Consider the following 26,005-nt stretch of genomic DNA (forward strand, 5'->3'; position numbering starts at 1 on the left):
GATGAGGACGCGGCCGGTTCTGGCTGCAGGAGGAGCTGGATGAAGCCGCCGACCGGCCAGGAGACCCCCACCCGTGATCGGATTCCCCGCGTCCTGTGGGTGGGACTGGTCGCCGCCATCGCGTACGTGCTGATCGCCGCCGGCGGGGGGTTGCTCGTCGACGCGGCCCTCGGCGCCGACCCAGATCCGGTGATAGAACTCGCCGCGAGCCACCTGATCCCCCTGCCGATTGCGATCGGTGCCGGGCTCCTGTTCGCGTGGCGGTCGGGGTGGTGGCATGACATCTGGACCGACCCGCCGATCCACCACACCAAACCGCGGCGATGGTGGATGCTGCTGGTCCCGCTGGCGATCGCCGCACAGATCGTGGTCCTCCTTATCGCCACGCCGTGGGCCCAGCTGTCAGCGGCCTACATATTCGTCGGCTTGCTGTGTTACCTGCTCGTCGGACTGGGCGAGGAACTGTTCTTCCGCGGCATCCTGCTCGAATCCGTCCGCGCCCACCACGGCGAAACCGTCACCCTCCTGGTCACCGCGATCGCCTTCGGCGTCGCGCACGCCTTCGGAAGTTCACTGGCAGGTGTCCCACTCGGCACCATCGCGTTCCAGGTCGGCGTGACCGCGATGGAGGGTGTGCTGTTCTACGCGGCGCTACGAGCGGCGGGGACACTCTGGGTCCCCATCGTGCTGCACGGGCTCGGCGACTGGGGACGCTGGCTCACCGCCGAAAACGACGACAGCACCGCCACCCCGGCAGGCGTCACCCAGATCATCATGACCGTCCTCTCCGTCGCCGTACTCATCAGCGTGATCCTCGAAGACCGCCGCGCACGAAAAGCACGCGCAGCTACCCACCCCGCCTGAACGCTCAAGGACCCTGGTGCAGGCGTTGCACCCGGCGATCGTTGAACGTGTTCGGTTCCCGTTGGGAGTGGCTGCTGGCGGCGGAGCGACCGGTGTGGAAGTCTCCGAGGGGAACTTCGGGTGAGGAGCGCGGCAGTGGAATATCGGTTCGAGGGTGGTTTTCCGACGGCGGCGACGGTGCAGGCGGCGTACGACGCGGCCGATCATGCCCGAGCGGTTGTCTGCTACAAGCACTTCTTTCCTGCGGTGTCCGGCATGGCGATCTGGGCGGGGACACAGGCGGCGGGCGTGGTGCCCAACCGAGTCTTCGGGACGATGGACACCCGGCCGGGCCAGGTCGGGTTCACGCTGAACTCCGACACCCCGTACGGCCCGGTCCTGCTGGATCTCGCGGTAGGTCCGCTCGTGGTCACGGTGCCGGCGGGACCGATCATCGGTGCGGCGCTGAACACGGACCAGAGCTGGATCTCCGACATCGGCATCCCCGGTCCGGACCAGGGCCACGGCGGCCGTCACATCTTCCTCCCGCCGGGATGGGCTGGCGACGAACCCTCGGACGGGTTCGTGCACCGGCCGGCCGGCAATCGCGTCGTGGTCGGGCTGCGCGCCATCCCACAGCACGGCGACGTGGACGGCGCGATCACGCTGCTTCGATCGGTGCAGGTCGCACCTCTGGATGAGAGCGCCGAATGGACGGAGCCTTCGTGGACGGACCTGACGGGTGTGCCGCAGGACACCACGCCCCTCGCGGTGCAGGGCACGCTGGGCTACTGGGAGCTCCTCCAGCAGTACATCGACACCGAACCCGCCCACCCCGGTGATGTCGCCTACCTCGGCGAGCTCGCCGCTGTCGGCATCCGTGCCGGCGAACCGTTCGCACCCGACGACCGAATGCGCGGCATCCTCGCGCAGGCGGCCGCAGACGCAGACGCCCAACTGCGCGTGCAGTCCCTCGCGGACCGGCGGCCCGACCGGGTGGTGTGGCCGGATCGGCAGTGGGAATGGGTGACGCTGCGTCCCGAGAACCCGGACTTCGAGATCGACACGCGCACCGACGTTGATGCGCGCGAGACCTGGTTCTACCAAGCGATCGCGACGTCGCCGGTGATGTTTCGACGCCAAGCCGGATCAGGGTCGCTGTACTGGTTCATCGCGCGCGACGGCGACGGCGCATACCTAGAGGGCGGAACGTCCTACCGCGTGCGCGTGCCGCTTCCGGTCCCCGCCGGACTGTTCTGGTCGTTCACCGTCTACGACGCCGAGACCCGCAGCCAGATCTCCACGCCGCAGGGCAACGCGGCACTGCGGTCGCTGTTCGAACTCGACGGGAAGCTCGGGGGCGACCACGTCGACCTCCACTTCGGGCCCGACGCCCCAGCTGACGCGGCGCCGTGGGTGCAGACCCTTCCCGGGCGGGGCTGGTTCGCGTACTTCCGGATATACGGGCCGAGCGAGGCCGCGTTCGACGGCACCTGGAAACCCGGCGACCCAACCGCCCAACCTGCGCGCTGAGCGACCCTATACCGGGCGGCGCGTCCACCACCGGAGGGGCCGCACCCGCCCACACGCCTGCGTCACCTGAAGCAGTTGGAACCGGGCAACGCAGAGACATTATCGTTGCCATCGTGAACGCTGCACCTGCGGAGGACAAAGCCCAAGACCAATCGCTACCCGAGTTATTCAGGGTGGGGCCAGGCTACATCGCCTTTTGGATGCACAACGCGATACATCACAACACTCTCGATGATCGCCAACGCAGGGCCATGCTCGCCTTGGGCCAGTCGCTAGGGCAACTCGTTCGTCATCGCAACGCGATCGAAGCCGCGCGTCGGACGTTCATTCCGGTCAGCAAACTCGATGGGCGCCGCAAGCCCAGTCCGACCGAGCAGCAAGGGCTATTTGACGCGACGAAAGACTTCTACTTGAGCTTCTATTCGGCAGTGTCAGCTTTCGCTGGCGTCGTCAAGCGGTTCCAGTCGATCTTTGGGGAGGTCCCGCACCGCAGCAACGAGAGGTTCCTCGAATGGCTGCGGGATATTGCGCTGTTCGACGAACACTGGGACACCCTTCGATCCGCACGGGACTTTCGCACGCTGATCGATCATCCAGCATCTAAGCAGCCATTCGAGTGGGGTTTGGTGGAGGATGGCGACGGGCAGTTACGAGCAATGCTTCATGGACCGGCGGGACAGTCTGGGAACATTCCTGACGGCGCGGAATTGATCGCAGACACCGAATCGACTGATCAAATCGCACTGCTGCCCGACGATGCGTGGATGTTCGTGGCTCCAGACGAGGATCGCGTCCTTACGCTCCTTGCCGTCCAGCTCAACGCAATTGTGGACCGCATCCAGATCGAACGATTTCGAGCGGACTCCGTACCTTGCAACTTCGTTCCGCCAAACGGCGACGGTGATCCGGACGATGGGTACCCCATCTTTGCCATCATGGCCGGTGAAATCATCGGCAGTGGCCCTATGACGCCGATACTGACCCCGGAAGACCAGGCGAGGATTGATGCAATCCTGGCGCCATACATCCAGCGGATCCGAGACGGAGAGCACCACCCCTGATGTGATCCGCCGCTCGCCAACTCCGGCGATTCGGGGGTTCGGGGATGGCGGGCGCGCCGCTGGCGTCCACCACAGCTACGCCGCGCCAATTCACGCTTAGCTTCGACCGCGAAGCTGTCGGTGCACACGACGACGCGTATCGGCCGCCGCCACCCGGCGCGATGCACGCCGAAGGCCCGGGGAATCGTTTCGCGCACGCTGGGGATCGACTTCGTCCCGATGATCGACTACGGGAACCGGTGCCCCTCGAGGTGTATTGCGTGCTCAGTCCCAGCCCGCCATCTCCAAAGTGGCGGCAAACTGATCGAAGCTTTCGACTCTCGTGAAGAAGAGCTTCGGATCACCGAACCGAAGAAGTTCGCGCGAATCGCTGCGAGGCGTGAAGACGAGCTGCGGGAGCACGATGAACCCGTCAATCTCGTACCCCTCGAGGTTGTAGTTGTCACCGCGAGGTGCCCTGCGGAGGACCTCAAGTCGTTCACGCCATTCGTCGAGGGCTGCCTCGAGCCGCTGGCGAGCATTGCGGGCAGCCGTGTACTCACCGGCGAGATAGTCGAGACGGATGACGAACTTCTTGCACGAGACGAGAAAGACCTTGTTGCTTGCCAGCAAGATCGCGTCAACATCCGTTATCGCCCTGCCGTCCAGCCGCAGGGTCCTCCCGCGCAATTCACGCAGTGCGGGAGTTGGAGCGAACTTGCTGCTGTCAATAAGCGCTTGCGCTGCAAGTTCGAATTGCTCGGCGCTCAGGTTGGCGACGACGCCACCTGTGTGCGGGGAGATCTTGAGGCCATCTGTGACGTGCCACGTGTACGCCCATACATCAATCAGCGTGTCCTCGCCTAGTTCGTGAATGACTGGGCCCGGAAGACTGCGACGCCCGTGCTCGTACAGGCCGCGAATATTGTCCAGAACACTAGCGGCAGTCAGCAGCGCCTGGCCATTTTCAGCGAGCCAGTCACGGACCGCCGGCCTGTGCAGGGCATCGGAGATGTCTGCAAGCAAGAGGTGGCTGGTTCGCCACAGAGTTCCGAGGTGCGGGAGGGAGGTCCCAGCCTCTGATTCGCCGTCAAGGACGTGGTGAAGCAGGGCGTTTCCGAAAACGATGAGCGATGCCGCCAAGCCCGGGTCATCGAACGTCGCAAGCACTCCGTCGCGACCGAGAACGGCGTACGTTTCATCGCCGGTCGTGAAAGCCCGGATCGTGAACTGCACCGGCTCTGTCGCAGGTTTCGCCGCTCGGAACGGGCCTTGCCAGACCTGATCAGGAGCCAGCCCGTGGTGAAACCGGTATGCGGCGAGCATCGGAGGATCGCCATCGAAGTCGTCACCTGAGCCGCCATCGAGTCGGGGGGTTTTCTCTGCGTTGTTCCAGCGGCCGCGGAGGTCGAACTCGTCCAGCGCGTTGCGGAGGGCGTCGCTGTCAAACGGGCGCGGCCGGTGGTTGCGCCGGACGTGGTATTTGACGCCCTTGGTTGCGCTGCGGATCGCGCCTTCCAGGCTGTCAACCATCGCCGCTAGAGCCAGCAGTCGCGCGAGCTTCATTGAGACATCCGTCGACACAGGGCCCGAGGCGAGGTCGAGAACCGCGCCCTGGGCATTCCCGACAAGATTCTCGGCGACCCGCTCCGTCTCGTCGCTTTTGTACTCCGTGACGCCAGATTCGGCGAACGCCAACGCGATCGGGTTGAGTCGCCTGATGAGGTGCAACCAGCTTGTCGAGTGATACGCGGCGGCTACCTCGGTAGCCGCCGCGACCATCGACTCGCGCAAGGTCACCATGTAGGTGAAGGCGGCTTCCCCCTCGAGGATGGCGTCGTCTTGCGGTACGGAGAGCGTGTCGAGTAGTTGGCTCATCGCTCGGCGACGCGCGGCTGGGTAACAGCGTAGGAATGCCTCGTCGTATTCAGTGAAACCGTCGCGGGTGAGCCATGGCTGCCTCACGAACTCTCGTTGGCGGTGGTCGCCAGTTCGTTTCTCGGTGGGGTCGACCTGGGGGCGGCGAAAAGCGTCTCCGGCGGGCATTGATCTATCTTGTCGTCAAGCTCCCGGCGTTCGCGGCTGCCGGCATTCGACACGCAGCCCATCGTCCATCACCGGACCTGCGACGCGCGCGCACGACCTGCGCGTGATGTGCCATCAAGTACAGCCCGGCGACGCGATCCGCACGATCGCGTTCCCTGGCGCCATCGCTGGGGTGCTCATTCACGTGGACTCGGGCTGGATTGCGCGATGACCGCCCCGGCTACTGCCCATCGCGCGCATAGAGATCGAGTCAGGACTCCTCGCCCGGGAATCGACGCCTGATTGGCGGAAGGTGAGTATCGAGCCGCCACGGGACATGTAGCCGGACGGAGATTTCCTTCAGTCGCGCAACTTCGTCATGGTCCTCCTCGAGCCGCGCCTGTATCCACGCGACGAGCATGCAGAACCCGCTCAGCGCATAGCGAAGCTGCTCTTGCTCCAATACTTCGGGCTCGGCACGCAAATGCACTTCGCCTTCCTCCTCGACCAGGAAATCAAGGGCAGCCTGATGAGTGACATGCCCCACTTGGGAGAGCACTCGATAACTAGCGGAGAGAAAGTGGATGGAGTCAAGCTCGGCCATGATCCCCTCGCGCCCCGTGAACTTGGGAAGCCCGGGGCCTGCGGGCACATCGGCGCGTAGTCGGGCCGCCAGGTCCACCCATCCAGGGTCCTTCGAGTAGCTGATCATTCCAGCCGCGAGATCCGCTTGAGCTCGGGCGCAACTGACGTGCAGCCGCGTGACACCTCCCGGGGTGAGGTACGCCCACTGAGCGGTCACCGCATGTTCCAAAGCCGCGCGCACGAGGAGGCTCGCTTCGCTGACGAATCCAGATCGTTGCAGTCGGACAAACGCCTGGGTCAGTCGACGAACTCGCTGCACAAGCGCGAACAGCAGGAGGAACTCGGACTGATTCCCAACCGGCACGTCAATCCGGTCTCGGCGCCGCTCACCTTGGATGAAGCGCAAGAGGAACGCGCTCATCTCGTCATCGCGCGGGAGCGCGGGATCCCTGGTCACAGTGCCCACTGTGGCACCAGGCTCAGACAGCCGACCGCTGCAGGGAGCGCCGCATGCCGAGCATCGCCCGGTTATGTCCCGCCATCGCACATCGCCGGTGTGGGGATCGGGGAGCAGCACAGTCCATGGCTCGGCAACTACTCGCAGGCGAGCCCGTCGCCGTCGCCGTCGCCGCCATTGCCGGTGCGGTTGGCGAACCAGTCGAAAGGTTCCGCTTGGGCGGGGTCATCGCGGTTGAAAGGTCCGGTCGGATGCCCGACGGCGTTCTTCTTCAGCTTCGTGCACGACGAGTACTGCTCCCACCACCCGCCGACGGCAGTCGGGGGTGGGACCGCCGCGGCCGCCTGGCAGGCAACGGTCATCACGGATCCGTCAGAGCCAAGCGTGGCCAGCTGCGCGGCGTGGTAGTCAACCTCGCGCGGGTGAGCCGGGTAGCCGTCGCTCGAGTCGTAGCGGGCCACCGCGTTACCGCCCTGGAGCTGGAGAAGTCCGAGATCGACACCGGCAGTGGTAGTGGCATAGCGGATGAGCCTGCCGTACTGATCCTGATCATTCTCTCCCGCAGGCAGCTCGAGCGTGAGTGTGTCGCCGGGAGCGAGCTGGGTTTCGATCTCGCCGGAGGCGTCGTCGGCGCCGCACTCGCCTCGTTCGGGCGTGTCAATCCCGATGATGCGCACCGTGCCGGCGCTGGTCTCGATGGTGTCGCCATCGACTACCGACACGAACGTGATCTGTTCTGACGCGGACTCTGCGCTCGTCGACCCCACCTCGGCTGCGGATGTGGGAGTGGGCGCGACCGCATCGACCGCCGGCGGCTGCGGTGCGCACGCTGACACCCCGAGAGTTGCCGCGAAGACAGCTCCGACCGTCACGAGCACCCGTCCGACCCGCATGACCACCCCGTTCCTTCGCTGGCGCTGAATCGTGACGCCTCCCGGTCCCCAGACCGATCGAACCTAGCAGTTGCGACGCGACCAGCCCGTGCCACAGATGGTCGCGTCAAGGATCAGGAGCGCTGGGCGTCTCGCGTTCGATCCTTGAGCAGGAAACGTCACGCGGCGGGGAAGGCCTTCGCGAGGCGGGCGTGGATGGTGTCCACGTCGACGGTCTGCGGTGCCGCTTCCGTCACCCGTTTGACGAGGAGCCGGGGCCAGAGAATGTGGATGCCGTCGACGGTGAAGGAGCCGCCGCTGAGGGGCCAGTCTGCCTCGAGGAAGCAGAGCGCGCCGGCTACCGGTACCTCGCGGTCGTCGAGAGCGGCGGCTATCCGCTCGACCTGTGCGCGGACGCCTTCGATGAGCTTGCTGCCGTCGCGACCGCCGATCCGGAGATGTTCGGTGCGGGGCCGGATGACGCCGCCCTCGACGTGTAGGACGGGACGTTTGTTCTTGTAGCGTTTCGCGTCGATGACCCACACGCCGGTGGGGCCGACGGCGATGTGGTCGATGTTCGCGCGGGTGCCGGCAATGCGGCGGTCGTGCAGGACGCGGAACGTGTCGGGCAAGTCGGTGAGGCGCTGCGCCAACAATTCCTCGCCGATGGCACCCTGTGCCCACGCCTGGGTGCTCTGCGGGTCGTCGGACAAGGCGAGGATGAGCCCACCGAGCTTGGGGTGCGCGGCACGGATCCGCTGTTCCCGGTCCTGCTTGCGGCGTTCATACTCGCGACGTGCCGAGGCGCCGGCGGTGCCAGATCCCGGTGCTGCCGTCTCGCCCGCGGTAGGGCATTGGACGCAGCGCACGGTCCTGGTGCCGCGCTCGTAGACGGCATCCGTTCCCGCCTCGAGCGATTCCCCACACAGCCGGCAGGTGCCGGCGTAGCGCAGCCGCATCCGCTTGTCGTCTGGTCCCAGTTCCAGCGTCACGACGCCGACCGTACCAGTCACACCCCGGCCGAAGCTGCCCCTTCGGTCACCATGCACCGCGGGTGGAGGTGGTTCCTCAAGGTCTCGTCAGGTTTACCCAATACGGGTTCGGATTCGGCGTATTTCGGCATAGGTGGGCCGAGTTGGTCGCTATGGTCGGATGGATTTCTGGGGAGAATTCAATGACGACACAGCCGCCTGGGTGGTATCCCGATCCGGTCAACGCCAACAGGCAACGCTGGTGGGACGGTAACGCGTGGGGCGTGCATGTCGCCAGCAACGGCACGACCCGGGTCGAGCCGCTGCCGCCGACCACGCCGACCACAGCACGCGCCTCGCGTCGGATGCCGGTGTGGGCGTGGATCCTCATCGGCGCGGTCGCGCTGATCCCCATCATCCTGCTCTCGCCGGTGGTGGCCGTCATCGCACTGGTCGTGCTCATCACCGGGATCGTCGCCCTCACAAGGGGCACCCGAACCTGGCTGCGCCTCAACTCCCGCAAAGCCGCGATCGCGGTCACGGCCGCCGCGGCCGGAGTGCTGCTGGTGACCGGAAGCGTCAGCGCTGCGGTGCTGCCCAATACTGGTGCGGGTGGCAAGGTCGAAGCCGCCCCCTTCGCTGAACTGCGGTCACCCGAGGACGCGCAGCGCTCCGAGGAATCGAGGGATGCGCGCCCCACCCCGACGCCGACGCCCACCCCGGTCGCGAGCACACGGGACGAGGTCGTGACCGAGGTCGTGCCGTTCACCGAGACCCGGGTCGATGACGGCGCCCTGCCTGCGGGGCAGACGCAGGTTCGCACTCCCGGGCAGAACGGCGAGAGGTCGCTGACCTACCGTGTGCACCTGCTGGATGGGCAGGAAGTCAGCCGGGAACTCATCTCGGACGTCATCACGACGGAGCCGATCACCCAGGTGATCGCGAACGGCACCTACGTCGCACCACCACCACCGCCCGCCCCGGCCCCTGCGGCGCCGGCCGGGAACTGCGACTCCAACTACGCCGACGCGTGCGTTCCGATCGACAGCGACGTCGACTGCGCCGGCGGCAGCGGCAACGGCCCCTCCTACTTCAACGGCATCGCACGCGTCGTCGGCAGCGACATCTACGACCTCGACCGCGACGGCGACGGACTCGCCTGCGAACCCTACTAGTAGGGCGAACACCACCCAGCACAGTCTCCGACATCGCCGGGCCAACGCGCTCGCCCGCGAGCGGGGAATCGCAGCATCAACACGCACGCAAACGTGCCCTATCAGGCGGCCCTCGCGGACCGATCCGAATCACGCGTTGGGAATCCGGCGGCGCAACTCCGCGCGATCAGCATCGCGGATGGTTCGAATTCCTGGCGGCTCCGCTTTCGGTCCTTGCCCCGCATGGGGATGGAATCGCACGCGATTAGGCCGGCACGTGATGCACCTTCAACGCGCACTGCCCGATTAGGGATCGCGGGTCGGCTTCGGGCGGCGCCTCACGCCAATTGCGTCAGATCGCGGGCGACGGAGCGACCTTCTGCCAGTATGTGGCCGTGGGGAAGAACGACCTGAACAAGCGCATCCTGGACATAGCCGCAGCCACCGAAGCCGAGGCGCAGCGTGCGGCAGACGCGGGCGACCTGGCTGAAGCCAAGCGTGTCATCTCAAGCGGCATCCGCGATCTTCGTGACTACAAACGGGAACTTACCGAGGCCGAGCGGTCAATCCGTGAGCAGTTCCAGGATGCCAAGTTGAAGAACCGCTCGTCGGGTCAGACGGTCGGCATGTTCGTCGGCAGTAAGACGCGCGCCGCCATGGCTCGAGGACGTGCGGCAGAAGGTCGTCGATTGGCGTCGAGCCAGGCTGCGGCGTTGCAGCCCTACGCGGCAGCGAAGTCCAGCGTGGACCGCGCGATTGCCGCCATGGACCGCGCCAAGGCAGACGTGACGAACGAAGCTGCGAGGATACGCGAGGGGAAGCCCTCATCGAGCGCGAGCACGGCGGCCGTGCAGGCGGCGGCCCAACCAGCGCCCCCTCCCACAACCCCGGCGCCTCCGCCGCCCGTCCCCGCTCAGTGGGCCGCTGATCCGCACGGGCGTCACCAGCATCGATGGTGGGATGGAGCGCGCTGGACAGAGCACGTGTCAAACGACGGAGTAGTGACCGCCGATCCGGTCTAGCGGCCCGCGGGGTGCGACGCCTGGCCACCCAACGTCGCGGCCGCCCGTGATGGGTGGACGCCCGGGCGGTGCCCGCATAAGGGATAGAGCGACGTTCACGACCGCGCGGCGGCGACTCCCATCCGGTACAGCATCTCAACCGCCGTACGTCGCCTCTGAGCTATCGGGTGCGGTGGCGTCTGAAGCCATCGGTACTGTCTCTGCAATCGGTAAAGGCAGCTTTGGCCCCTGCGAACTGGCCTCAGCGAACACGACCAGAATGGACCTCGACGTGAGCGTTGAACACCTCGGCTTCGGGGACAGCCTCGCCGGCCTCCTCGTTGATGGCGTCGAATCTACCCCCTACGTCGGGGCGACGCTTCGCCTCAGCGACACCGGCGTCGAGGTCGAGATTCCGTATCTTCCTGGATTCGCGGTCGATCAGTTCGCGCACGTCGATGAGTGGTTTCGGCGGATGAATCCTCAGGAGAACCTGCTGCTCCGTACACGCGACGGCAACGTCATGCTCTTCGGGTGTCGTTGGTCGGGACACTCCGAAGCGGCGGGTTCACGGATCGGCAGTGGTCGGATCGCGCCGCAGGAGACGCTGCTCTTCGAACGCGATGGCGCCCTGTCCGATCCGCTCACCGTCAAGACATGCCGGAGCCGGATGGACGGGCTGAATCGGTGGTCGCGGCTCAGCGCAGTGGAGTCCGAGCCCCGTCGGGACGGTAACGGACGCTCCGCCGCCGTCGACATCACGGTGCAGAGCCCCGAGCTTGTCGAGTGGGCTCAAGGGGAAGCCACGATGCGTATTCGTACGACCTGGACGTCGAGCGAAACCAGCGACGGCTACGAGCGCTCCCATGTTGTCGCGAACAACGTGGTGATCGAGTCCGAGTGGGCAGAGCCGCGCCCGTTTTTCGACCACCTCGTCGAACTGCGAAGGGTTGCGCACCTGCTGATCTTCTTGTTCGGGACGGCGCTGTCGGTTCGCGAGCATAGGGTGCAGGACGAATCGATTCCGGCGCGCCTGATGGGTGGCGAGGTGTACGATCATCCGTTCGTCGAGCTGATCAGCGCGCGCACGATCCGCGAGAGGGCGCAGCCGATCCCGACCGACAAGAAGCTCGGACTGCCACACCTGGTGCTGCAAGAGGTCGGCGCTGAGGGGCTCGCCCGCTGGGCCGCGGTCTACGACCAGTGGGATCGCTTCATCCTGCCCGCCGTCGCGGTGATAGGACGGCGGCAGCGCTTCACCGAGGACGTCGTCATGTCAACATCCATGGCGCTCGAGGCCGCAGGACAACTCATAGGGCCACGTCCGGGCGAAGACGCGACCTACGATCGCGCACGCGGTCGCCCGACGATGGCCACCTACGTTTACCGCTGCCTCGAGCTACTCGGTATCCAGTGGGGTGACTACATCCATAGCCAGGTGGGACTGGCTCGCGCCATCTCGAACAACTACCGGCGGGTCAAGCACGCTGACAACGGAGCCTTCCCGGACCACGTTGAGACCTATCTCGTGAGCGTGATCAACGAACTTGTGGTGCGGCTCCTCGCCGCCAACCTGACGGGATCGGCCACTGATCTGCTCGGCAGGTATCGGGCGGGCTCGGAGCTGTGGACTGTGCGTCAACAGTTCGAAACCAATCAGGTGCGTATCAGCGACGATGAGGGCAACTGGGTGTCCACGGCCGAGGACGACGCCGCCACCAACCAGGCTGATCAGGACGCCGAAGCGTCGCTCCCTAGTTCCAACCCCTAGATCATGCGCGCGTTGACGCCCCGCTCGCGGGCAATGCCCGCACCGGATCGCAAACGAACCCGGTCGGGCGGAGTACTCATGGTGCCTTCATCGAGCGATGCCCGAATGAGGATCATTCGTCGACTGGACGCTTCGCTCGAGGAGATTCTCGAGCTCCGGAACATGCCACGATGGTCGGGTGGATCTTCACGACCCTGAGGGTGCGTTCGACATGGGCATCGCCCATCTGCGGCTCTTCATTCAGAGGGCGGGGCATTCAAGAGTGCTCCGGAACCATCACGAGGGGTACTTTGCGTTGGGGCGGTGGGTCGAGGACATCCGCGAACGCGCTGGGCGACTCGGTGATCGCCGGGTCAGACAGCTCGACTCCCTAGCGGGGTGGGACTGGACTGCAACCGCACAACGAAGCCGTCGCGATCACGAGGCCAATTTCGACGATGGCTTCCGCGAGCTGCTCCGCTACGTGGAAACGAACGGCACAGCCCGAGTGTCTCAACTGTCCGACGGAGTTCGATCTGAACTCGGAGTCTGGGTTAAGGCGCGTCGTACTGACCGTAAGTGGGGTCGCCTCTCGAACGATCAGATTGCCGCCCTTGATGCCGTCCCAGGCTGGGTCTGGGATGAGCAGTTGGCCCGGTTCATGGACTCCGTGGCGCTCACGCGTAGTTATGTCGAGAAGCACGGGGTTCTGCCGCCTTCAAGCTATCGCGATCCCGATACAGATATGGCGCTCGGGCAATGGATCGCGGCGCGTCGGCGCGACTATCGGCGCGGGCAACTTGGACATGAGCGAGAGGCAGCGCTCGCGTCAGTCCCCGGTTGGACGTGGGGTTGACCTCACGGCTTCCCCGACCGCACGCACACGTCCGCTCAGCGAGCAGTGCCCGAATGAGGATGGTAGATGGGCGAGGCCGGTCTGGGCCTCTGATCGACGACTCTTCAGCTCGCCTGTCGAGGTCCCTGGGATAACGCCTGGCGGATCCTCCAGACTGGGAAGCCGCTGAGCTGCGCAATCAAGTCGACGTCGAAGCCGTGCTCGTAGTAAGCCACCCGCACCGCCCGGATGCGCGACGGATTTTCACCGAAAGCAAGTGTGAACTCGGTGGCGTAGCGCTCCCAGACGCCGACCTCGTACCCCGGTGCCGTCACGATGGATTCACCTCATCCCGGGTCTGTCTCTCAGGAGTGGTAGCGGTGCTGATGCGATGTTACGACACCCTTGTTAACGCCGGGAGGCAAGGCGATTCCGGGGCAGCTCGCTAGGCCCGGTGTGCATCACCACGGGGATGGCCCGCCCGGGGCGCAGGGTTCACACCGGCGCGACCCGGGGAATCGGGTCCGGCTTAGACTGCGTCATCGTCACGTCCGGTCGCCGCAGGCCTCGAGCGGTACGGAGCACATCGTCCCGCGATGCATACCAGCTGGGGCGCATGCCAAGCCCCAGCCAGATTGCCTCGTAGCCGCCGTCCACTCGTTCGACGTAGGCAACCAGACGCGCGGCGTCGTGCTCGTCGATGTTGGTGTCGCAGAGCCGCCACGCTGATTCGTCGAGCGGTTCGAACACCAGATTCTGTTGATCGACAGTGATCATCTGAACCTCCGAACCAACAGTGCGCCCTCGCCGCTCGCTTCACCAGCCCTTGACCGATTTCAGGGATGCGTTCGGTTGCGTCCCGGTAATCCGGCGCACCTCGGCTACGGCACCTGCGTCTGTCACTGCGTCGGGGTTGTCGTGCTTAGCGTGGCGCTGCCGGGAGATTGCTGTTGCAGGCCTGGAAGTACCAGTAGTCCGCGTCGGCTTCGGCGCGGAGCCAGGCGTCCTCGAGGTGGGCCAGCTGTGCCCGGAGCGCATACGCCTCGTGGGCAGCTTCGAGCCAGAGCTCCATGAAGGTGGTCATGGTCGGGAGATCCGGTCGATCTGGTCGGGGCGGAACCCGCTCCAGTGGTCGTGTTCGTCGACGACCACCACGGGAGCCTCGGTGTAGCCGAGTTCGTCGACGACGTACTCGCGGGCGGTGGGCTGTTCCCGGATGTCCACCTCGACGAAGGCCACGCCTCTGCGGGTCAGGATGTCTTTGGTGAGCTTGCAGCGTTGGCAGCCGGGTCCGGTGGTGTAGACGGTCACGGTGTTCATGACATTTCCTTCCTTTGGGTAGGGCTGGGAGTCGGGACGCGGGTGGGCATCCGTCGGGGATGCCCACCCGCGGCCGGCTATTCGGTGGTGTTGTGGGTGAGCATCGCGGCGATGCGTTCGACGGGGCACAGTGGGTAGCCCCAGCCCTGGAGGGTGCTCAGGTACCAGGCGGTGTCCGGGCTGGGGGCGCGCCAGGTGTTGCGGTTGGTGTTCTGCTCGATGCCACCCAGCAGCACGGCGAGGGTGACGTGCACGGCACGGTGCGGGTGCGCGGTCAGGTACTCCGCGATCTGGTCGCCGTAGTCGGCGGTGTCGATGCCGAGGAGCGTCTTTGCTGTGGTGGAGCCTCGGGTGAGGCCGTCGGCGATCTTCCATCGGGCGGTGGTGAGGGCTTCGGCGATCACGGTCTGGGCATTCTTCGGGGTGGCCTTGCGGGCGAGGAACTGGGTGAGCCATTCGCGGCGCACCGTCTCGGCGGCGTCCCATTCCTTGTTGTGGGCGATCAGTTCTTTCCGTTCCGCCTTCTGTTCGTCGGTAATCGGTCCCGACGGCGCACCGCCGCTTCCGTAGCCAGCCTCTTCGCGGACCGTGTACCCGAGCGTGGCGGGGTCGTCGAGGTAGTACTCAGCTCGCGCCTCTCCCCCGAAGTACGTCGCGACGTAGACGGCGACGCCGGGCTTGCCTTGGAGGGTGTCGGGGTCGACGGGTTCGTCGTCGGCGGTGCGGAGCATCCGCACCCGGTACGGGGCGGTGTTGTAGTCGCTGGGCCGTTCGTCGAGGATCCGGTGACCCTTGGCCGCTTCCTCCTGCTCGACCTTCTCCTTCGCCTCCCGCGTGACCCGGTCCTGCCGTACCCGCTCCACCGCGACCGGGAAGTAGCCGGGATCCGTGGTCGCAACCTCGGTCAGTTCCGTCACGGTGTCGGTGTCGCCGTCGAACTCCAGCAGGATCGCCGCCTGATCCAGCGTCAGCCCGCCCTCGCTGACCGCCTCAGTCGCGGTGACGCTCTGAGCGACGGCGAGACCGGTCTTCACCCTGTCCCGCTTGATGCCAGTGCGCTTGGCGATCGCGGTCGCGGTCGCGGACAGACCCTCGAGTTCGAGGGCACGCCAGGCCTGGATGCGGTCGGCGTCGGTGAGCGCTTCGCGCTGGTCGTTCTCGACCAACTGCTCCACGATCCGCCGCGCCGTGTCGTCATCATTTGCTTCGACGACGTAGACGGGGATGGTGGCGATGCCTGCTTCGCGGGCGGCGAGGGTGCGGCGTTGTCCGGCACGTGCACTCCCCCGTCCTGGTCTCGCCACGCCAGCAGCGGGGTGAGGACCCCGATGTGTCGGATGCTGTCCACGAACCCGGGATCGAGGGGCGCGGTGGTGCGCACGTTGGTCTCGACGATGAGCGTGCTGGGGTCGATGTGCCCGACGGTCCCGGTGGGGGTGGTGGTGATGGTCATGTCTTTCTCCCTGTCGTTGTTTGCCGTGAATCTCAATCAGGTTTGTCAAGCCGAGGTGGGCTCGATCGGTCTTGGTTGTTCCTCACTCCCCCAGTGCTTTTCACCTGGAAGGCACGTAGTGCCGCGGAGGGGTGGGGGCGGGAGTGCAACCCGGAGGGTGGCGGGGGGAGAGAATCTCGGTGCGAAACAAGGGAGCGCAGCGACCGCGTGCCGAGAATCTCGGAGGAGCCAGCGGCTTGCCGCTTGCGCGGACGCCACCGGCCCGTATGCTGCCGAAGGCTTCCAGACGAAACGCGCGCAGCGCAGAGAGCACCTCGGCCGCAGGCCGGCCACCGCCTGGACGCTACGGGTGATGCCCCGGTTGCATTCCAGTCGTCCGCGGTTTCTAACGAGGCGCCCACAGGACGGCGGGCGATCCAGTGGATTCGGTCCCGGCTTGCGTGGACCCTGTTAGCGAGCGCGAGTCTCGAGCGGAGTCGGGTGGCCGCTGATGCAGTGGTTCTGGTGCTGAGCGGGAAGCGCCTCCTGGCCGGCCGTCGGAGCCGGTCTCGATCAGCAGTGGCGGTAGGCAGGCCTACTGAATCGTGACCTCCACGCCCTGCCCGACGTCCACAACAACGCCGAGGAACGACGGGATCACGCTCGCGAGCGAATCGCGGAAATCGTCTATCGGCGGCGTCTGTCCGTCGTCGGTTGTGACCTCGACAGTGGCGGTTGTCCCGGACCAGTCGACACCGTAGACACGGGCGCCGTCGTCGTCGGCGAGCCAGTCGCTGGCCGCGTCCTGGATGCTCACCGACCACCGCGCCAACGCGACGGAGACGATCGAGTTCGCCACAAGCGGCAGGGCGATGACAACTGTGAGGACAGAGACGATGATGTAGGCGCGGCGACGGTTCGCCACCGGAGACGATCCGGGGTCGCGCGCATAGCCGGCCAGAGTGAACACGATGCTGCCGGCGATGATCAGGGCAAGCACGTTCGAGAGGAACAGCCACAGCGCGCCGAGAGCGTCCGCCCATAGGCCCTGTCCGGCGCAGACGCCGACGACACCCAGCGGCGGCACGAGCGAGATCGCTATGGCGACGCCGGGGAGGATTGCGCTGAGGTCCCTGCGACACATCGCGAATCCGCCCGCGAACCCGGTCGCTAGTGCCGCGAGGAGGTCCATGAAGCTCGGCGATGTCCGACCGAGCACCTGCGAGTTGGTCTCCAGACTTTCGGGTGTCGCGACGAACACTGAGAACGCAAGGCCCAGCACGACCACGATGGCAAGGCCCAGCAGTACCCACAGGATGGACCGCACGACGAGGCTGAGGTGGCCTGTCACGATGCCGAGGCCGATCGCGAGGATCGGGGTTCCGAGCGGCGCGATGATCATGGCACCGATGACGGTCGCGGTCGAGTCGGTCAGCACCCCGGCGATCGCGATGATCCCGGCGAGGGTCAGCATGATGAGGAACCCGCTGCGTTTGCCCGCGCGGTCACCGGAGCCGAGGTCGAGCGCCTCGGTGACCTCAGCCGCGGTCTGCCGTTGCGTTGGCGGGATGAGTGCCTGGAGCATCTCCGAGAGCGTCGCCATGCGCACATCATGGCGTACACGCTCATGTTGAGCGCGAGCGGCGCGACGCGGCGTCCATTCTGGCGGCGTCACCGCATCCCATCAGGTGATCGGAGCGGACTTCGGACACACACTCTCGGTCGTGTATTGGTGATCGCCGGGCACGTGCAGGTGGGAGATCCTGCGGTCGCGTGGTTGCCGAAGAGGAGGACCGGCGGCCATTGTCCGCCGGTCCTCCTCGGTCATGGTGTGACGATGTTGAAGGACTTGTCGCCCGGGTCTAGCACGGCCTGGAGTTGCTGCACGACTCCGATGTCCCCGACGATGCCGACTCCCGCGGAGGTGGTGTCGCCGCTGAAGAGCGCGAGCAGTCGCTGCTTGGTGAGCGTGAGGTGCAACTGCGCGTCGCCGGCCGGCTCCTTTCGAACGTAGGTGAGCAGCCCGTTGCGGAGGGTGAGGCGGAAGGACTGACCGAGATCAGTGAGAGTGATGTCGATCGTGAGGTGCAGATCCCAGGCTTCCGGGCCGTTGATGGTGATTGCGACCGCGTCGAACAGCTGCTCCGGGGTGAGGCGCGCGAGCACGCCGGGGGCGTTCGTCTCGGTCGGGGTCCCGAAGTTGCCTTCGCGCAGTTCGGTTGCGGCGGCGAGGAAGAAGTTGCGCCAGGTTCCGTTCTCCGCTCCGTAGCCGAGTTGCTCGAACGTGTCGGCCAGTAGTGCCTTGGCGGCAGTGTTGTCCGGCTCGGCGAAGACGGCGTGGTCGAGCAGGGTTGCCGCCCACCGGTAGTCACCTTCATCGAAGGCGGCCTGCGCCTGCGCGATGACCTGGTCGATTCCGCCGAAGCCCTTGACGTAGCGTTTCGCGGCTTCGACGGGCGGGTGCGGCCACAGCCGGGCAGGGTTGCCGTCGAACCAGCCCAGGTAGCGCTGGTAGATCGCCTTCACGTTGTGGCTCACTGAGCCGTAGTAGCCGCGCGAGCTCCAACCTTCCAACGCCGGGGGGAACTCGATGGCCTCGGCGATCTCCGGTCCGGTGAGTCCCTTGTTCAGCAGCCGCAGCGTTTGGTCGTGGATGTAGCCGTAGAGGTCGCGCTGCGACTCCAAGAACGTGCGGATGTTCTCGGTGCCCCAGGTGGGCCAGTGGTGGGAGGCGAACAGCACGTCGGTGCGGTCGGCGTACAGTTCGATCGCCTCGGTCAGGTACTGCGACCACATGTGCGGGTCACGGACCACCGCACCGCGGAGGGTGAGCAGGTTGTGGAGGTTGTGGGTCGCGTTCTCGGCCATGCACAGCACCCGCAGCTGCGGGAAGTAGAAATGCATCTCGGCGGGCGCCTCCGTGCCCGGCGCCATCTGGAACTCGATGTCGACGCCATCGACGGTGTGTGTCTGACCGGTGGCCGTGATCGTGAGGGTCGGCTCGATGAGCGTCACCTCGCCCGTCGACAACGTCATCCCGAGCCCGGCGCCGAGCTGCCCCTGCGGGCCCCGGGCGAGCGCCGCCCCGTACATGTATCCGGCGCGACGGTTCATGGCGACACCCGCATACACGTTCTCCGACACGGCGTGCTCGAGGAACCCTTCCGGTGCGATCACCTCGACCGCCCCGGATGCGACCTCCTCCTCGGTGACGACGCCGAGGACGCCGCCGTAGTGGTCGGCGTGGCTGTGGGTGAAGATCACCGCCTTGACGGGGCGTTCGCCGCGGAACTTGCGGTACAACGCGAGCGCGGCGGCGCCGGTCTCCTTGGAAAGGAGCGTGTCGACCACGATGACTCCGTTGTCGGTCTCGATCAGGGTCATGTTCGATAGATCCAGACCGCGCACCTGATAGACCCGGTCGGCGAGTTCGAACAGTCCGTGGGTGCGCATCAGTGTCGACTGCCGCCACAGGCTGGGGTTCACGCTCGTTGGCGCGTCACCGTCGACGAAATCGAACGACGACGCATCCCACACCACCTCACCGGCGGCGTTACGCACCTCCGGGGAATCCAGCGTCCCGACGAAGCCCCGCGCGTTCGCGTCGAAGTCCGCATTGTCATCGAAGGGCAACGTCGACAGCAACGCGCCATTGTTCTGCGCGATCGTCGCCGAGGGATCCAGCTGGTCCATAGTCATCCTCTCTCGCGGGCGGAAACGCCCACCGCCACCCTTCCGAACCCGTGGAGCGAGCGCAAGCAAACTCGCCACCATAGCCGGTCTGGCCGGCCCATCTCGTTGAAGTCGAGGGTGTGTGGGTGCGGATCGGCGTGGAGCGAGCCGCGCTCCTTATGTGGCTGGTGCTGCGAAGACTGTCCCGTCGCGAAGGACGGCCCAGATGACGTTGATGCGTCGCCGCGCGAGTGCGATCAAAGCTTGCTTATGACTCTTGCCTTCAGATCGCTTTCGTTCGTAGAACGCTCGAGATGTTGGACAGTTTCTGGCTGCGATGAATGCGGACTGGAAGCAGGCGTTCAGTAGTCGGCGGTCGTAGCGCCGGGGACGGTAGTGGTTGCCGGAGATCTTTCCCGAGTCGCGCGGAACCGGCGCGAGACCGGCGAAGCTTGCGAGCCGGTCCGGAGTTTCGAAGTAAGAGAGGTCGGTGCCAGTCGCGGCGAGGAAGTCTGCTGCAAGTCGCGGCCCGAATCCGGGGATGGACATCAACGACGCGGCCAATGGGTTGGCGGGCAGGACCGCCGTAATCTCGGCCTCGACTTCCAGGATCTGCTCGCGGAGGCGGAGCAGGTCTCGAGCGATCGTGCCGACCAGTCGAGCCGCTGCGGCTTCGCCCGCGACCGTGGCATGTTGGTCGGCGGCAGCCTGGAGGGCGATGGTGGCGACATCCGTCGCCTTACGGCAGTGCTTTCCTTTCAGCCATGTCGTGATTCGACGATGCCCGACGCGTCGTATCGCGCCGGGAGTCTGATACTTCGTCAGCAGGATCAATGGCCCCTTCGATGTGGCGTAGTTGAACGCGGCCTCCAGCGTCGGGAAGTAGTGCAGCAGGATCGCGCGCAGCCGGTTGACCGTGCGGGTGCGGTCGTGGACGAGGTCCTCACGTCGAGCGGAAAGCAACCGCAGCTCGGCGGTGAGGTCATCGACGGGTCGCATGAGATTCAGGTCGCGGCAGATGCGCGCCTGGTCGGCGATGATCGCTGCATCCTTCCCATCGGTCTTCGCCTCACCGCGGTAAGTGTGCGCGGCGTGGTGGATCGCCCGGCCGGAGATGTAGTGCAAAGGCTGGCGATGCTCCGTGAACACCGCGCGGAGCAATCCGGTGCCCCCGTGGTTGAGGTCGGTTGCCCACGCGACCTCAACGCCGCCGGGCAGGCTCGCGACATCGCCCAGCAGAGTACGGATCTCGCGTTCTCGGTTCGCGAACCTGCGAGACAGAAGTTTGTTCCCGTCGCCGTCGATGACGACGCAGTGGTGGTGTGACTTGCCGGCATCGATTCCGGCCCATAGCTGCGGCACGCAGATGTCCCTTTCTCTCGGATGTGGGTGCGCGCCATCAACGACCACGCCGGCATGTCCTTACGGGGCGATCTCTCGCGCGATTCTCAATGAGCGGTCCTGCCGTTGCGGGATCCCGGGCGGCTATTCACGGCATGCCATCAGATGGGCAGAAGGCACGAAACCATACCCGGGACCCCTGGCGCGTTCCGAAGCTTACGGGCGCCCCGGATCCACAGGCTTCACAGTAAGGAAGGCACGCAGTGCCTGTCAGGGAGCGCGACGCGGAGTGCAACCCGAAGGGCGGAGGGGGAGAGAGTTTCGGCGCGAAATAAGGGAGCTTGCGACCGCGTGCCGAAAGTCTCGGAGGAGCCGGCAGCGTCAGCTGCTTGCGCGCAGCGGCGCCGACCGTAGACTGCCGCAGGCTTCACGGCGAACAACGCCCGCGGACGTGGGCGGAAAACACAGCCAGCCGCCCGCGGCTGACCAATCGACCCGCGACCCCGTCGACGACGCTTCTCCCTCGACGCGGCATGCGGTGACGTCCCGCTTGTTGGTGGAGTTTCTCGACACCGTGCGGGTCAGCTGTTCTGATTATGCCGCGGTCAGTTCCGGGATGCTCACCTCCTCGGTCTCGGCGAGGAGCAAGGCCATGGAGTGCTCGCTGAAGTAGCGGCGGTCGGCGCCGTCCCATTCGTCATGCTGCTCGATCAGGACGTGCCCGGCCAGGCGCAGCAGCGCGGCCGGGTTGGGGAACGTGCCGACGACGTCGGTGCGGCGTTTGAAGCTCTCATGTCAAGAGGAGGGGTTTGTTTGCGTCGCGGAGCATCGTCCGGTGGATGGTGTTGGAGAGGTGTCGCTTCAGAATCCGCATGGCTTCGCGGCGGGTGTGTCCTCGGCTGAGCGCGGTTTCGTAGAGTTCGCGGGCTCGTGGTTCGCAGCGGAGCTGTGTGGTTGCTGCTCGGTGGATCGCGGCGTTGAGTCGGCGGTTTCCGCCGCGGCTGAGCCGGTAGCGGCGGGGGCGGCCTCCGGCTTCTCCGGAGCTGACGGGGATCGGGGCAGTTCCGTTGAATCTGGCGAAGCCGGCCTCGGTGAACCGGCGCGGATCGCCCACCTCGAGGAGGATCTCAGCCGCGGATCGGGCGGCGATCCCCGGGATCGATGGCAGGGTGGATCCGCTTGCGGTAACGAGCTTGGCCAGCTCTTTCGCCGCGGCTCTGTCCTGGTCGAGCACGTCCTTGAGCATCCCGATGCGGTGTCGAATGAGCGTCAGGCGCAGTTGCTGAACCGGATCAGTGCTGCGGACACGCCCCAGCTTTGCCATCGCTGTGATCCGAGCGCGCGCGGTGACTCGCTCGGGGAGGCGTGCCCTGAGCGGTTCAGGGAGATCGTGGATGAGGGCGTCGAGCTCGCCGATGAGTCGGACGCGGATCTTGCGCAGCGAGATGCGGGCGTTGTGCCAGAGCGCGATCTGGTCGCTGATGCTGTCTGGAGCGGCAACGGTCGAGCTCTTGAAGGCGTGGGCAAGGCGGTCGTTGATCTGCGTTTCCACCGCGATGCGGTGAGCATCGAGCCGATCCGTCTTTCCTTCATGCCTTCCTCGTTGGTGCTGGGCGGTCTTGTGGGGCGGCACGTCTCTGACGTCAACTCCGCGCTCGACGAGGAACTCCGCGAACGGGCGGCCCAGCCCGCTGGCCCCTTCGATCCCCACCTTGTCGATGGACCCTATTGACTGTGCCCAGGCCAGCGCGTCCTCATGCCCTCGCCGACTATTCGCAAAGTGCTGATGATCGAGATGGCGCCCGCGCTCGTCGAGAACGGAGGCGGTGAATACCTTTCGGTGTGGATCGATGCCGACGATGATGCTGGCCATGGTGGCTCCCTTGCCGCTTGCCTAATCTGGGTTGCGGGGAGCCAGCGCGACAACATCCCAGTCGAGTAGTCGACGCTCTCATCAAGTCAGCGTTGGTTCCCCTTGTGACCGCGGCGGACCGACACTTCAAACGGAAGACAGGCCAGCGCCGTTGGAGCGGAGCGGTCGTCGAGATCTCTTTCGAGTCAAACCCGCCACGGTCACAACCTAGGCGGCCACCGAAACGGCCGGAAGGCGCCTCCAGCTCAACACTGGGATCTCCTTGTTGACGCGCTCCAGCGGGTTCGTGGACCAGATCTGACGCCAATGCTGGAACGGGAACTGGCAGAACGCGAGCAGGTCGTCCTTGGCGTCCTCGAGCATGTCCGCGACCTTCGGGTGCGACCGGCTCAGCATGCGGACGACCTCGTGGAACTGGGTGAACACGTGCTCGGTATCGGGCTGCGCGAAGATCGTGCGGATGATCGACGCGACCATCGGCCCGGCCGCCTTCGGAACCGCGGTGAGCACATTCCTCATGAAATGGACCCGGCATCTTTGCCAACTGGCGCCTTGGAACACGGTGTCGACCGCGGCGATCAGCCCGGTGTGCGCGTCGCTGATCACGAGCTTCACCCCGCCGAGCCCTCGGGCCTTCAACGAGCGGAGGAACGTGGTCCAGAACGGCTGCGATTCGGTCTCGCCGACCTCGAAGCCGAGCACTTCCCTGCGCCCGTCCGCGGCGACCCCGATAGCGACGACCACGGCCTGCGACACCACCCGCCGGCCGACGCGGGCTTTGCAGTAGGTCGCGTCGAGGAACACGTACGGGTAGGTGGTGTCCGCCAGCGGCCGGTCGCGGAACGCGGCGACGTCCTCGTCCAGGTTGGCGCAGATCCGCGACACCTCCGACTTCGAGATCCCGGTGTCCACGCCCAGCGCCTTCACGAGATCGTCGACCTTGCGAGTCGAGATGCCGTGGACATAGGCCTCCATCACGACCGCGAACAGTGCTTGGTCGACCCGGCGGCGCCGTTCCAGCAGCGACGGGAAGAACGACCCGGTACGCAGCTTCGGGATCCGCAACTCCAAATCCCCGGCCGTGGTGCTGACGGTCTTCGGTCGGGAGCCGTTGCGGACCGCGACCCGGTCGACGCTGCGCTCATACGGGGCGGCGCCGATGAACGCGGCCGCTTCCGCGTCGATCAGCTCCTGGTAGAGCGCTTCGGTCGCGACCCGGATCCGGTCGCTGACGTCGGTGAGTTTCAGTTCCCCGAGGAGCTCGAGGAGGGCAGACTGGTCAAGAGCCATCGTGCGTTGTGTCCTTCTGTGAGTAGCTTTAGCCGGTTCTCACTGACCATCGCACGATGGCTCACCAACGTCTACGACGCCGGCAACCCGGTCAGAATCCCCACCACTCCACGGGACGTCACCCGGCATGCCGCAGCGATGGGTCGTCAAAAGAGGCGACACAACCTTTTTGGCAGTCGGTACGATGGCCCTCAAGGAGGGTCGATGTCCCGAACGACCTCGCCATGGCGAGTCAACGATGTCGTCGCGTACGACCGGATGCGCGACACCGCGACGACGGTCTTCGCCTTGCTGCACGCGGCATCGCAACCAGAAGAACTGGCTAACCTGCGGCGCGACGTGTTCACCGTCGACGCGTACGACCGTTCGGCGGTGGATGCCCTGACGGCGTTGCTCCAGAGCCGTCTGCGTGAACTGTCGGCGGCGGACGCATGAGCCCGGCACGCCTGGAGCAGGGCGAGCGCGACGAGATCCTGCGCCGCGACATCCTGCCGCTGTACTTCCCCGACGACATCGAGTCTGAGCGGCCGACATTCGTGCTCGTGGCCGGACAGCCAGGCGCCGGCCGCTCCCGCGCCGCATCATCCCTCGCAGGTGGAGGTCAGGTGGAGGTCGCGGTGCTGAACGCTGACGACCTGCGCGCGTTCCACCCCGCCTTCCTCGAGTCGAGTTCGACGACAGACCCTGATGCGCTGAGCGAGGTTGGGCAGTCCGTGGCGGGGTGGGTGTCCGGGTGCATTCGGTATGCGCGTCAGCATCGGCGGTCGCTCGCGTTGGAGGGGACGTTCGGGAACGTGACAGCGGCCGCGGGCACGGCGCAGAGGTTCGGGGCGGAGGGGTTCAGCACCCGGGTCGTGGTGGTCGGTTCTCGCCGGGCGGAGAGCCTGCTGTCGGTCCTGTCGGGATACCTCCGGGATGTCCAAGTGGGGCGCCGCGCGACGCCGACATCCCGCGCGACCCACGACGAAGGCTTCGCCGCGACCCGGAGCATGGTCGCGTCCGTCGAGGAGTCCGGGTGGACAGACCGGCTGACGGTGATCGGCCGCGACGGACGCGTGATCTTCGACGTCACAGGCTCGGACGGTGCGAGCTTTGACGGTGCGACCGCGGCCCTGGTGGAGGCGCAGACGGAGCGGCTGAGCCGGTTCGATGCGACGCAATGGTTGAGCGAGCTGCATCACGCCACCGAGTTCGCGTCAGGCCGACGGGGGTTGCCGAACGAGGTCGCGGAACTGCTTGTGGACCTGCATGAGACGTCGTTGCGGGAGGTAATCCCGGGGCTGCGGGTGCCGGCGAATGGGAAGTTCACGACCGCTATGGAGCAGAAGACCGTCGCCCGACTGGTTGCGCTGCGCCAGACGTTGCCGTCCGCCCGTCCCGTCGACGTCGCGGCTCCGGTCATCGTGCCCGGCGGGCCGGGGGTGGAAGGACCGTCCCGGTGACGCGGCTGGTCGGGTACACCCGGGAGCTCACGCCCGGCGCCGGAACCGAGGCCGACGCCGCGGACCTGACGGCGGCTGGCGCGGTCCGGGTGTTCACCGACGGCGCGACCACGGACCCGCGGAAGCGGCCCGGGCTGGCCGAGTGCCTGGCGTTCCTTGAACCGGGAGATGTTTTGGTGGTGTCGAGTTCGGCACAGCTGTCGCACGCCGTGACCCACTTCCTGAGCACGCTGACCGGCCTGAGCGACCGCGGCGTGCAGTTTCGTTCGTTGTCGGAACCGGCGTTGTGCACCGATGCCCCGTCGGGTGCGGGCCCGACCGAGGTGTTCGCGGCGTTGGAGGCTCTGCGGCGGCGGCTGGTGAGCGTGCGCACCCGCGCGGGGATGGCGTCGGCGGCGGCGTCGGGGAAGCGTCCCGGACGGCCCACGGTGATGACACCGGAGAAGGTGGCGATGGCGCTCGAGCTGCGCAGGCTCGACCGTCCGATGACCCACATCGCGCGGGTGCTCGGGGTGAGCCCGAACTCTGTGCAGCGCGCGCTCGACCACCTTCCCCGCACCCTGTAGCCC

Annotated in this window: 23 protein-coding genes and 2 pseudogenes; 10 read left to right on the plus strand and 15 right to left on the minus strand. The window is 66.2% G+C overall.

Going from position 1 to position 26,005, the window contains the following annotated elements:
• Window positions 1-39 precede the first annotated feature (39 nt).
• From Q9R33_RS12075 to Q9R33_RS12085, 3 genes are all read left to right on the plus strand, one after another.
• Window positions 40-864, plus strand: coding sequence for a type II CAAX endopeptidase family protein (locus Q9R33_RS12075; RefSeq protein WP_311293912.1), 825 nt, complete (start codon window positions 40-42; stop codon window positions 862-864).
• A gap of 135 nt (window positions 865-999) precedes the next feature.
• Window positions 1,000-2,376 carry a DUF1214 domain-containing protein gene (locus tag Q9R33_RS12080; RefSeq protein ID WP_311293913.1) on the plus strand — a complete coding sequence of 459 codons (1,377 nt, stop codon included), beginning with the start codon at window positions 1,000-1,002 and terminating at the stop codon, window positions 2,374-2,376.
• A 113-nt stretch (window positions 2,377-2,489) separates the two neighbouring features.
• On the plus strand, window positions 2,490-3,437 hold the full coding sequence (locus tag Q9R33_RS12085) for a hypothetical protein (protein WP_311293914.1): 948 nt from the start codon (window positions 2,490-2,492) through the stop codon (window positions 3,435-3,437).
• 264 nt (window positions 3,438-3,701) lie between these two features.
• Here Q9R33_RS12085 and Q9R33_RS12090 read toward each other — a convergent pair whose 3' ends face one another.
• The 4 genes from Q9R33_RS12090 to Q9R33_RS12105 all read right to left on the minus strand — a co-directional run bounded on the left by Q9R33_RS12090 (window position 3,702) and on the right by Q9R33_RS12105 (window position 8,347).
• Window positions 3,702-5,462 (minus strand): hypothetical protein, encoded by a 1,761-nt coding sequence (locus Q9R33_RS12090; RefSeq protein ID WP_311293915.1) that lies wholly within the window; start codon window positions 5,460-5,462, stop codon window positions 3,702-3,704.
• A 250-nt stretch (window positions 5,463-5,712) separates the two neighbouring features.
• Complete coding sequence (locus tag Q9R33_RS12095; protein ID WP_311293916.1) at window positions 5,713-6,483, minus strand: hypothetical protein; 771 nt, start codon at window positions 6,481-6,483, stop codon at window positions 5,713-5,715.
• Window positions 6,484-6,620: 137 nt separating this feature from the next.
• The gene (locus tag Q9R33_RS12100) at window positions 6,621-7,382 is read right to left on the minus strand and encodes a thermonuclease family protein (RefSeq protein WP_311293917.1); all 762 of its coding nucleotides are present in this window, start codon (window positions 7,380-7,382) and stop codon (window positions 6,621-6,623) included.
• A gap of 152 nt (window positions 7,383-7,534) precedes the next feature.
• Complete coding sequence (locus tag Q9R33_RS12105) at window positions 7,535-8,347, minus strand: nuclease-related domain-containing protein (RefSeq protein ID WP_311293919.1); 813 nt, start codon at window positions 8,345-8,347, stop codon at window positions 7,535-7,537.
• A 182-nt stretch (window positions 8,348-8,529) separates the two neighbouring features.
• Here Q9R33_RS12105 and Q9R33_RS12110 point away from each other — a divergent pair, with 182 nt between their 5' ends.
• The 4 genes from Q9R33_RS12110 (at window position 8,530) to Q9R33_RS12125 (ending at window position 13,087) form a co-directional block, all read left to right on the plus strand.
• Window positions 8,530-9,501, plus strand: coding sequence for a G5 domain-containing protein (locus Q9R33_RS12110; protein WP_311293920.1), 972 nt, complete (start codon window positions 8,530-8,532; stop codon window positions 9,499-9,501).
• 374 nt (window positions 9,502-9,875) lie between these two features.
• Window positions 9,876-10,502 (plus strand): DUF2510 domain-containing protein, encoded by a 627-nt coding sequence (locus Q9R33_RS12115; protein WP_311293921.1) that lies wholly within the window; start codon window positions 9,876-9,878, stop codon window positions 10,500-10,502.
• A gap of 259 nt (window positions 10,503-10,761) precedes the next feature.
• Window positions 10,762-12,252 carry a hypothetical protein gene (locus Q9R33_RS12120; RefSeq protein ID WP_311293922.1) on the plus strand — a complete coding sequence of 497 codons (1,491 nt, stop codon included), beginning with the start codon at window positions 10,762-10,764 and terminating at the stop codon, window positions 12,250-12,252.
• A 178-nt stretch (window positions 12,253-12,430) separates the two neighbouring features.
• Complete coding sequence (locus Q9R33_RS12125; protein WP_311293924.1) at window positions 12,431-13,087, plus strand: helicase associated domain-containing protein; 657 nt, start codon at window positions 12,431-12,433, stop codon at window positions 13,085-13,087.
• A 104-nt stretch (window positions 13,088-13,191) separates the two neighbouring features.
• On the opposite strand, the gene Q9R33_RS12130 is transcribed toward Q9R33_RS12125, so the two are convergent.
• The 11 genes and pseudogenes from Q9R33_RS12130 to Q9R33_RS12180 all read right to left on the minus strand — a co-directional run.
• Window positions 13,192-13,401, minus strand: coding sequence for a hypothetical protein (locus Q9R33_RS12130; protein WP_311293925.1), 210 nt, complete (start codon window positions 13,399-13,401; stop codon window positions 13,192-13,194).
• A gap of 160 nt (window positions 13,402-13,561) precedes the next feature.
• The gene (locus Q9R33_RS12135) at window positions 13,562-13,843 is read right to left on the minus strand and encodes a hypothetical protein (protein ID WP_311293926.1); all 282 of its coding nucleotides are present in this window, start codon (window positions 13,841-13,843) and stop codon (window positions 13,562-13,564) included.
• Between the two features lie 145 nt (window positions 13,844-13,988).
• Window positions 13,989-14,150, minus strand: coding sequence for a hypothetical protein (locus Q9R33_RS12140; RefSeq protein ID WP_311293927.1), 162 nt, complete (start codon window positions 14,148-14,150; stop codon window positions 13,989-13,991).
• Window positions 14,147-14,386, minus strand: coding sequence for a glutaredoxin domain-containing protein (locus tag Q9R33_RS12145; RefSeq protein ID WP_311293928.1), 240 nt, complete (start codon window positions 14,384-14,386; stop codon window positions 14,147-14,149). The genes Q9R33_RS12140 and Q9R33_RS12145 overlap by 4 nt, the downstream gene beginning before the upstream one ends.
• Window positions 14,387-14,463: 77 nt before the next feature.
• Window positions 14,464-15,690 (minus strand): chromosome partitioning protein, encoded by a 1,227-nt coding sequence (locus Q9R33_RS12150; protein ID WP_311293929.1) that lies wholly within the window; start codon window positions 15,688-15,690, stop codon window positions 14,464-14,466.
• A gap of 723 nt (window positions 15,691-16,413) precedes the next feature.
• Window positions 16,414-17,421 (minus strand): TIGR00341 family protein, encoded by a 1,008-nt coding sequence (locus Q9R33_RS12155; protein WP_052676663.1) that lies wholly within the window; start codon window positions 17,419-17,421, stop codon window positions 16,414-16,416.
• 221 nt (window positions 17,422-17,642) lie between these two features.
• Entirely contained in the window at window positions 17,643-19,511 is a 1,869-nt protein-coding gene (locus Q9R33_RS12160) for an alkyl sulfatase dimerization domain-containing protein (protein WP_311293930.1), read from the minus strand.
• Window positions 19,512-19,667: 156 nt separating this feature from the next.
• The gene (locus tag Q9R33_RS12165; protein WP_311293931.1) at window positions 19,668-20,852 is read right to left on the minus strand and encodes an IS110 family transposase; all 1,185 of its coding nucleotides are present in this window, start codon (window positions 20,850-20,852) and stop codon (window positions 19,668-19,670) included.
• Window positions 20,853-21,425: 573 nt separating this feature from the next.
• Window positions 21,426-21,626, minus strand: a pseudogene (locus tag Q9R33_RS12170) (transposase); the annotation flags it as partial.
• Window positions 21,622-22,704 (minus strand): IS110 family transposase, encoded by a 1,083-nt coding sequence (locus Q9R33_RS12175; RefSeq protein ID WP_311293932.1) that lies wholly within the window; start codon window positions 22,702-22,704, stop codon window positions 21,622-21,624. The pseudogene Q9R33_RS12170 and the gene Q9R33_RS12175, both read right to left, overlap by 5 nt.
• Window positions 22,705-22,959: 255 nt before the next feature.
• Window positions 22,960-23,994: pseudogene (locus Q9R33_RS12180) on the minus strand (IS256 family transposase); the annotation flags it as partial.
• 204 nt (window positions 23,995-24,198) lie between these two features.
• Between Q9R33_RS12180 and Q9R33_RS12185 the strand changes: the two are divergent.
• Genes Q9R33_RS12185 through Q9R33_RS12195 form a run of 3 tightly spaced genes read left to right on the plus strand, consistent with a single transcriptional unit; the run spans window position 24,199 to window position 26,002 of the window.
• Window positions 24,199-24,429 (plus strand): hypothetical protein, encoded by a 231-nt coding sequence (locus Q9R33_RS12185; RefSeq protein WP_311293933.1) that lies wholly within the window; start codon window positions 24,199-24,201, stop codon window positions 24,427-24,429.
• A complete protein-coding gene (locus Q9R33_RS12190; protein ID WP_311293934.1) occupies window positions 24,426-25,436 on the plus strand; it encodes a zeta toxin family protein in 1,011 nt (336 codons plus the stop codon). Before Q9R33_RS12185 ends, Q9R33_RS12190 begins: the two co-directional genes overlap by 4 nt.
• Window positions 25,433-26,002 carry a recombinase family protein gene (locus tag Q9R33_RS12195; RefSeq protein WP_311293935.1) on the plus strand — a complete coding sequence of 190 codons (570 nt, stop codon included), beginning with the start codon at window positions 25,433-25,435 and terminating at the stop codon, window positions 26,000-26,002. Before Q9R33_RS12190 ends, Q9R33_RS12195 begins: the two co-directional genes overlap by 4 nt.
• Window positions 26,003-26,005: the final 3 nt, after the last annotated feature.

It is taken from the genome of Microbacterium sp. PRC9 (assembly GCF_031844125.1).
Taxonomy (GTDB): domain Bacteria; phylum Actinomycetota; class Actinomycetes; order Actinomycetales; family Microbacteriaceae; genus Microbacterium.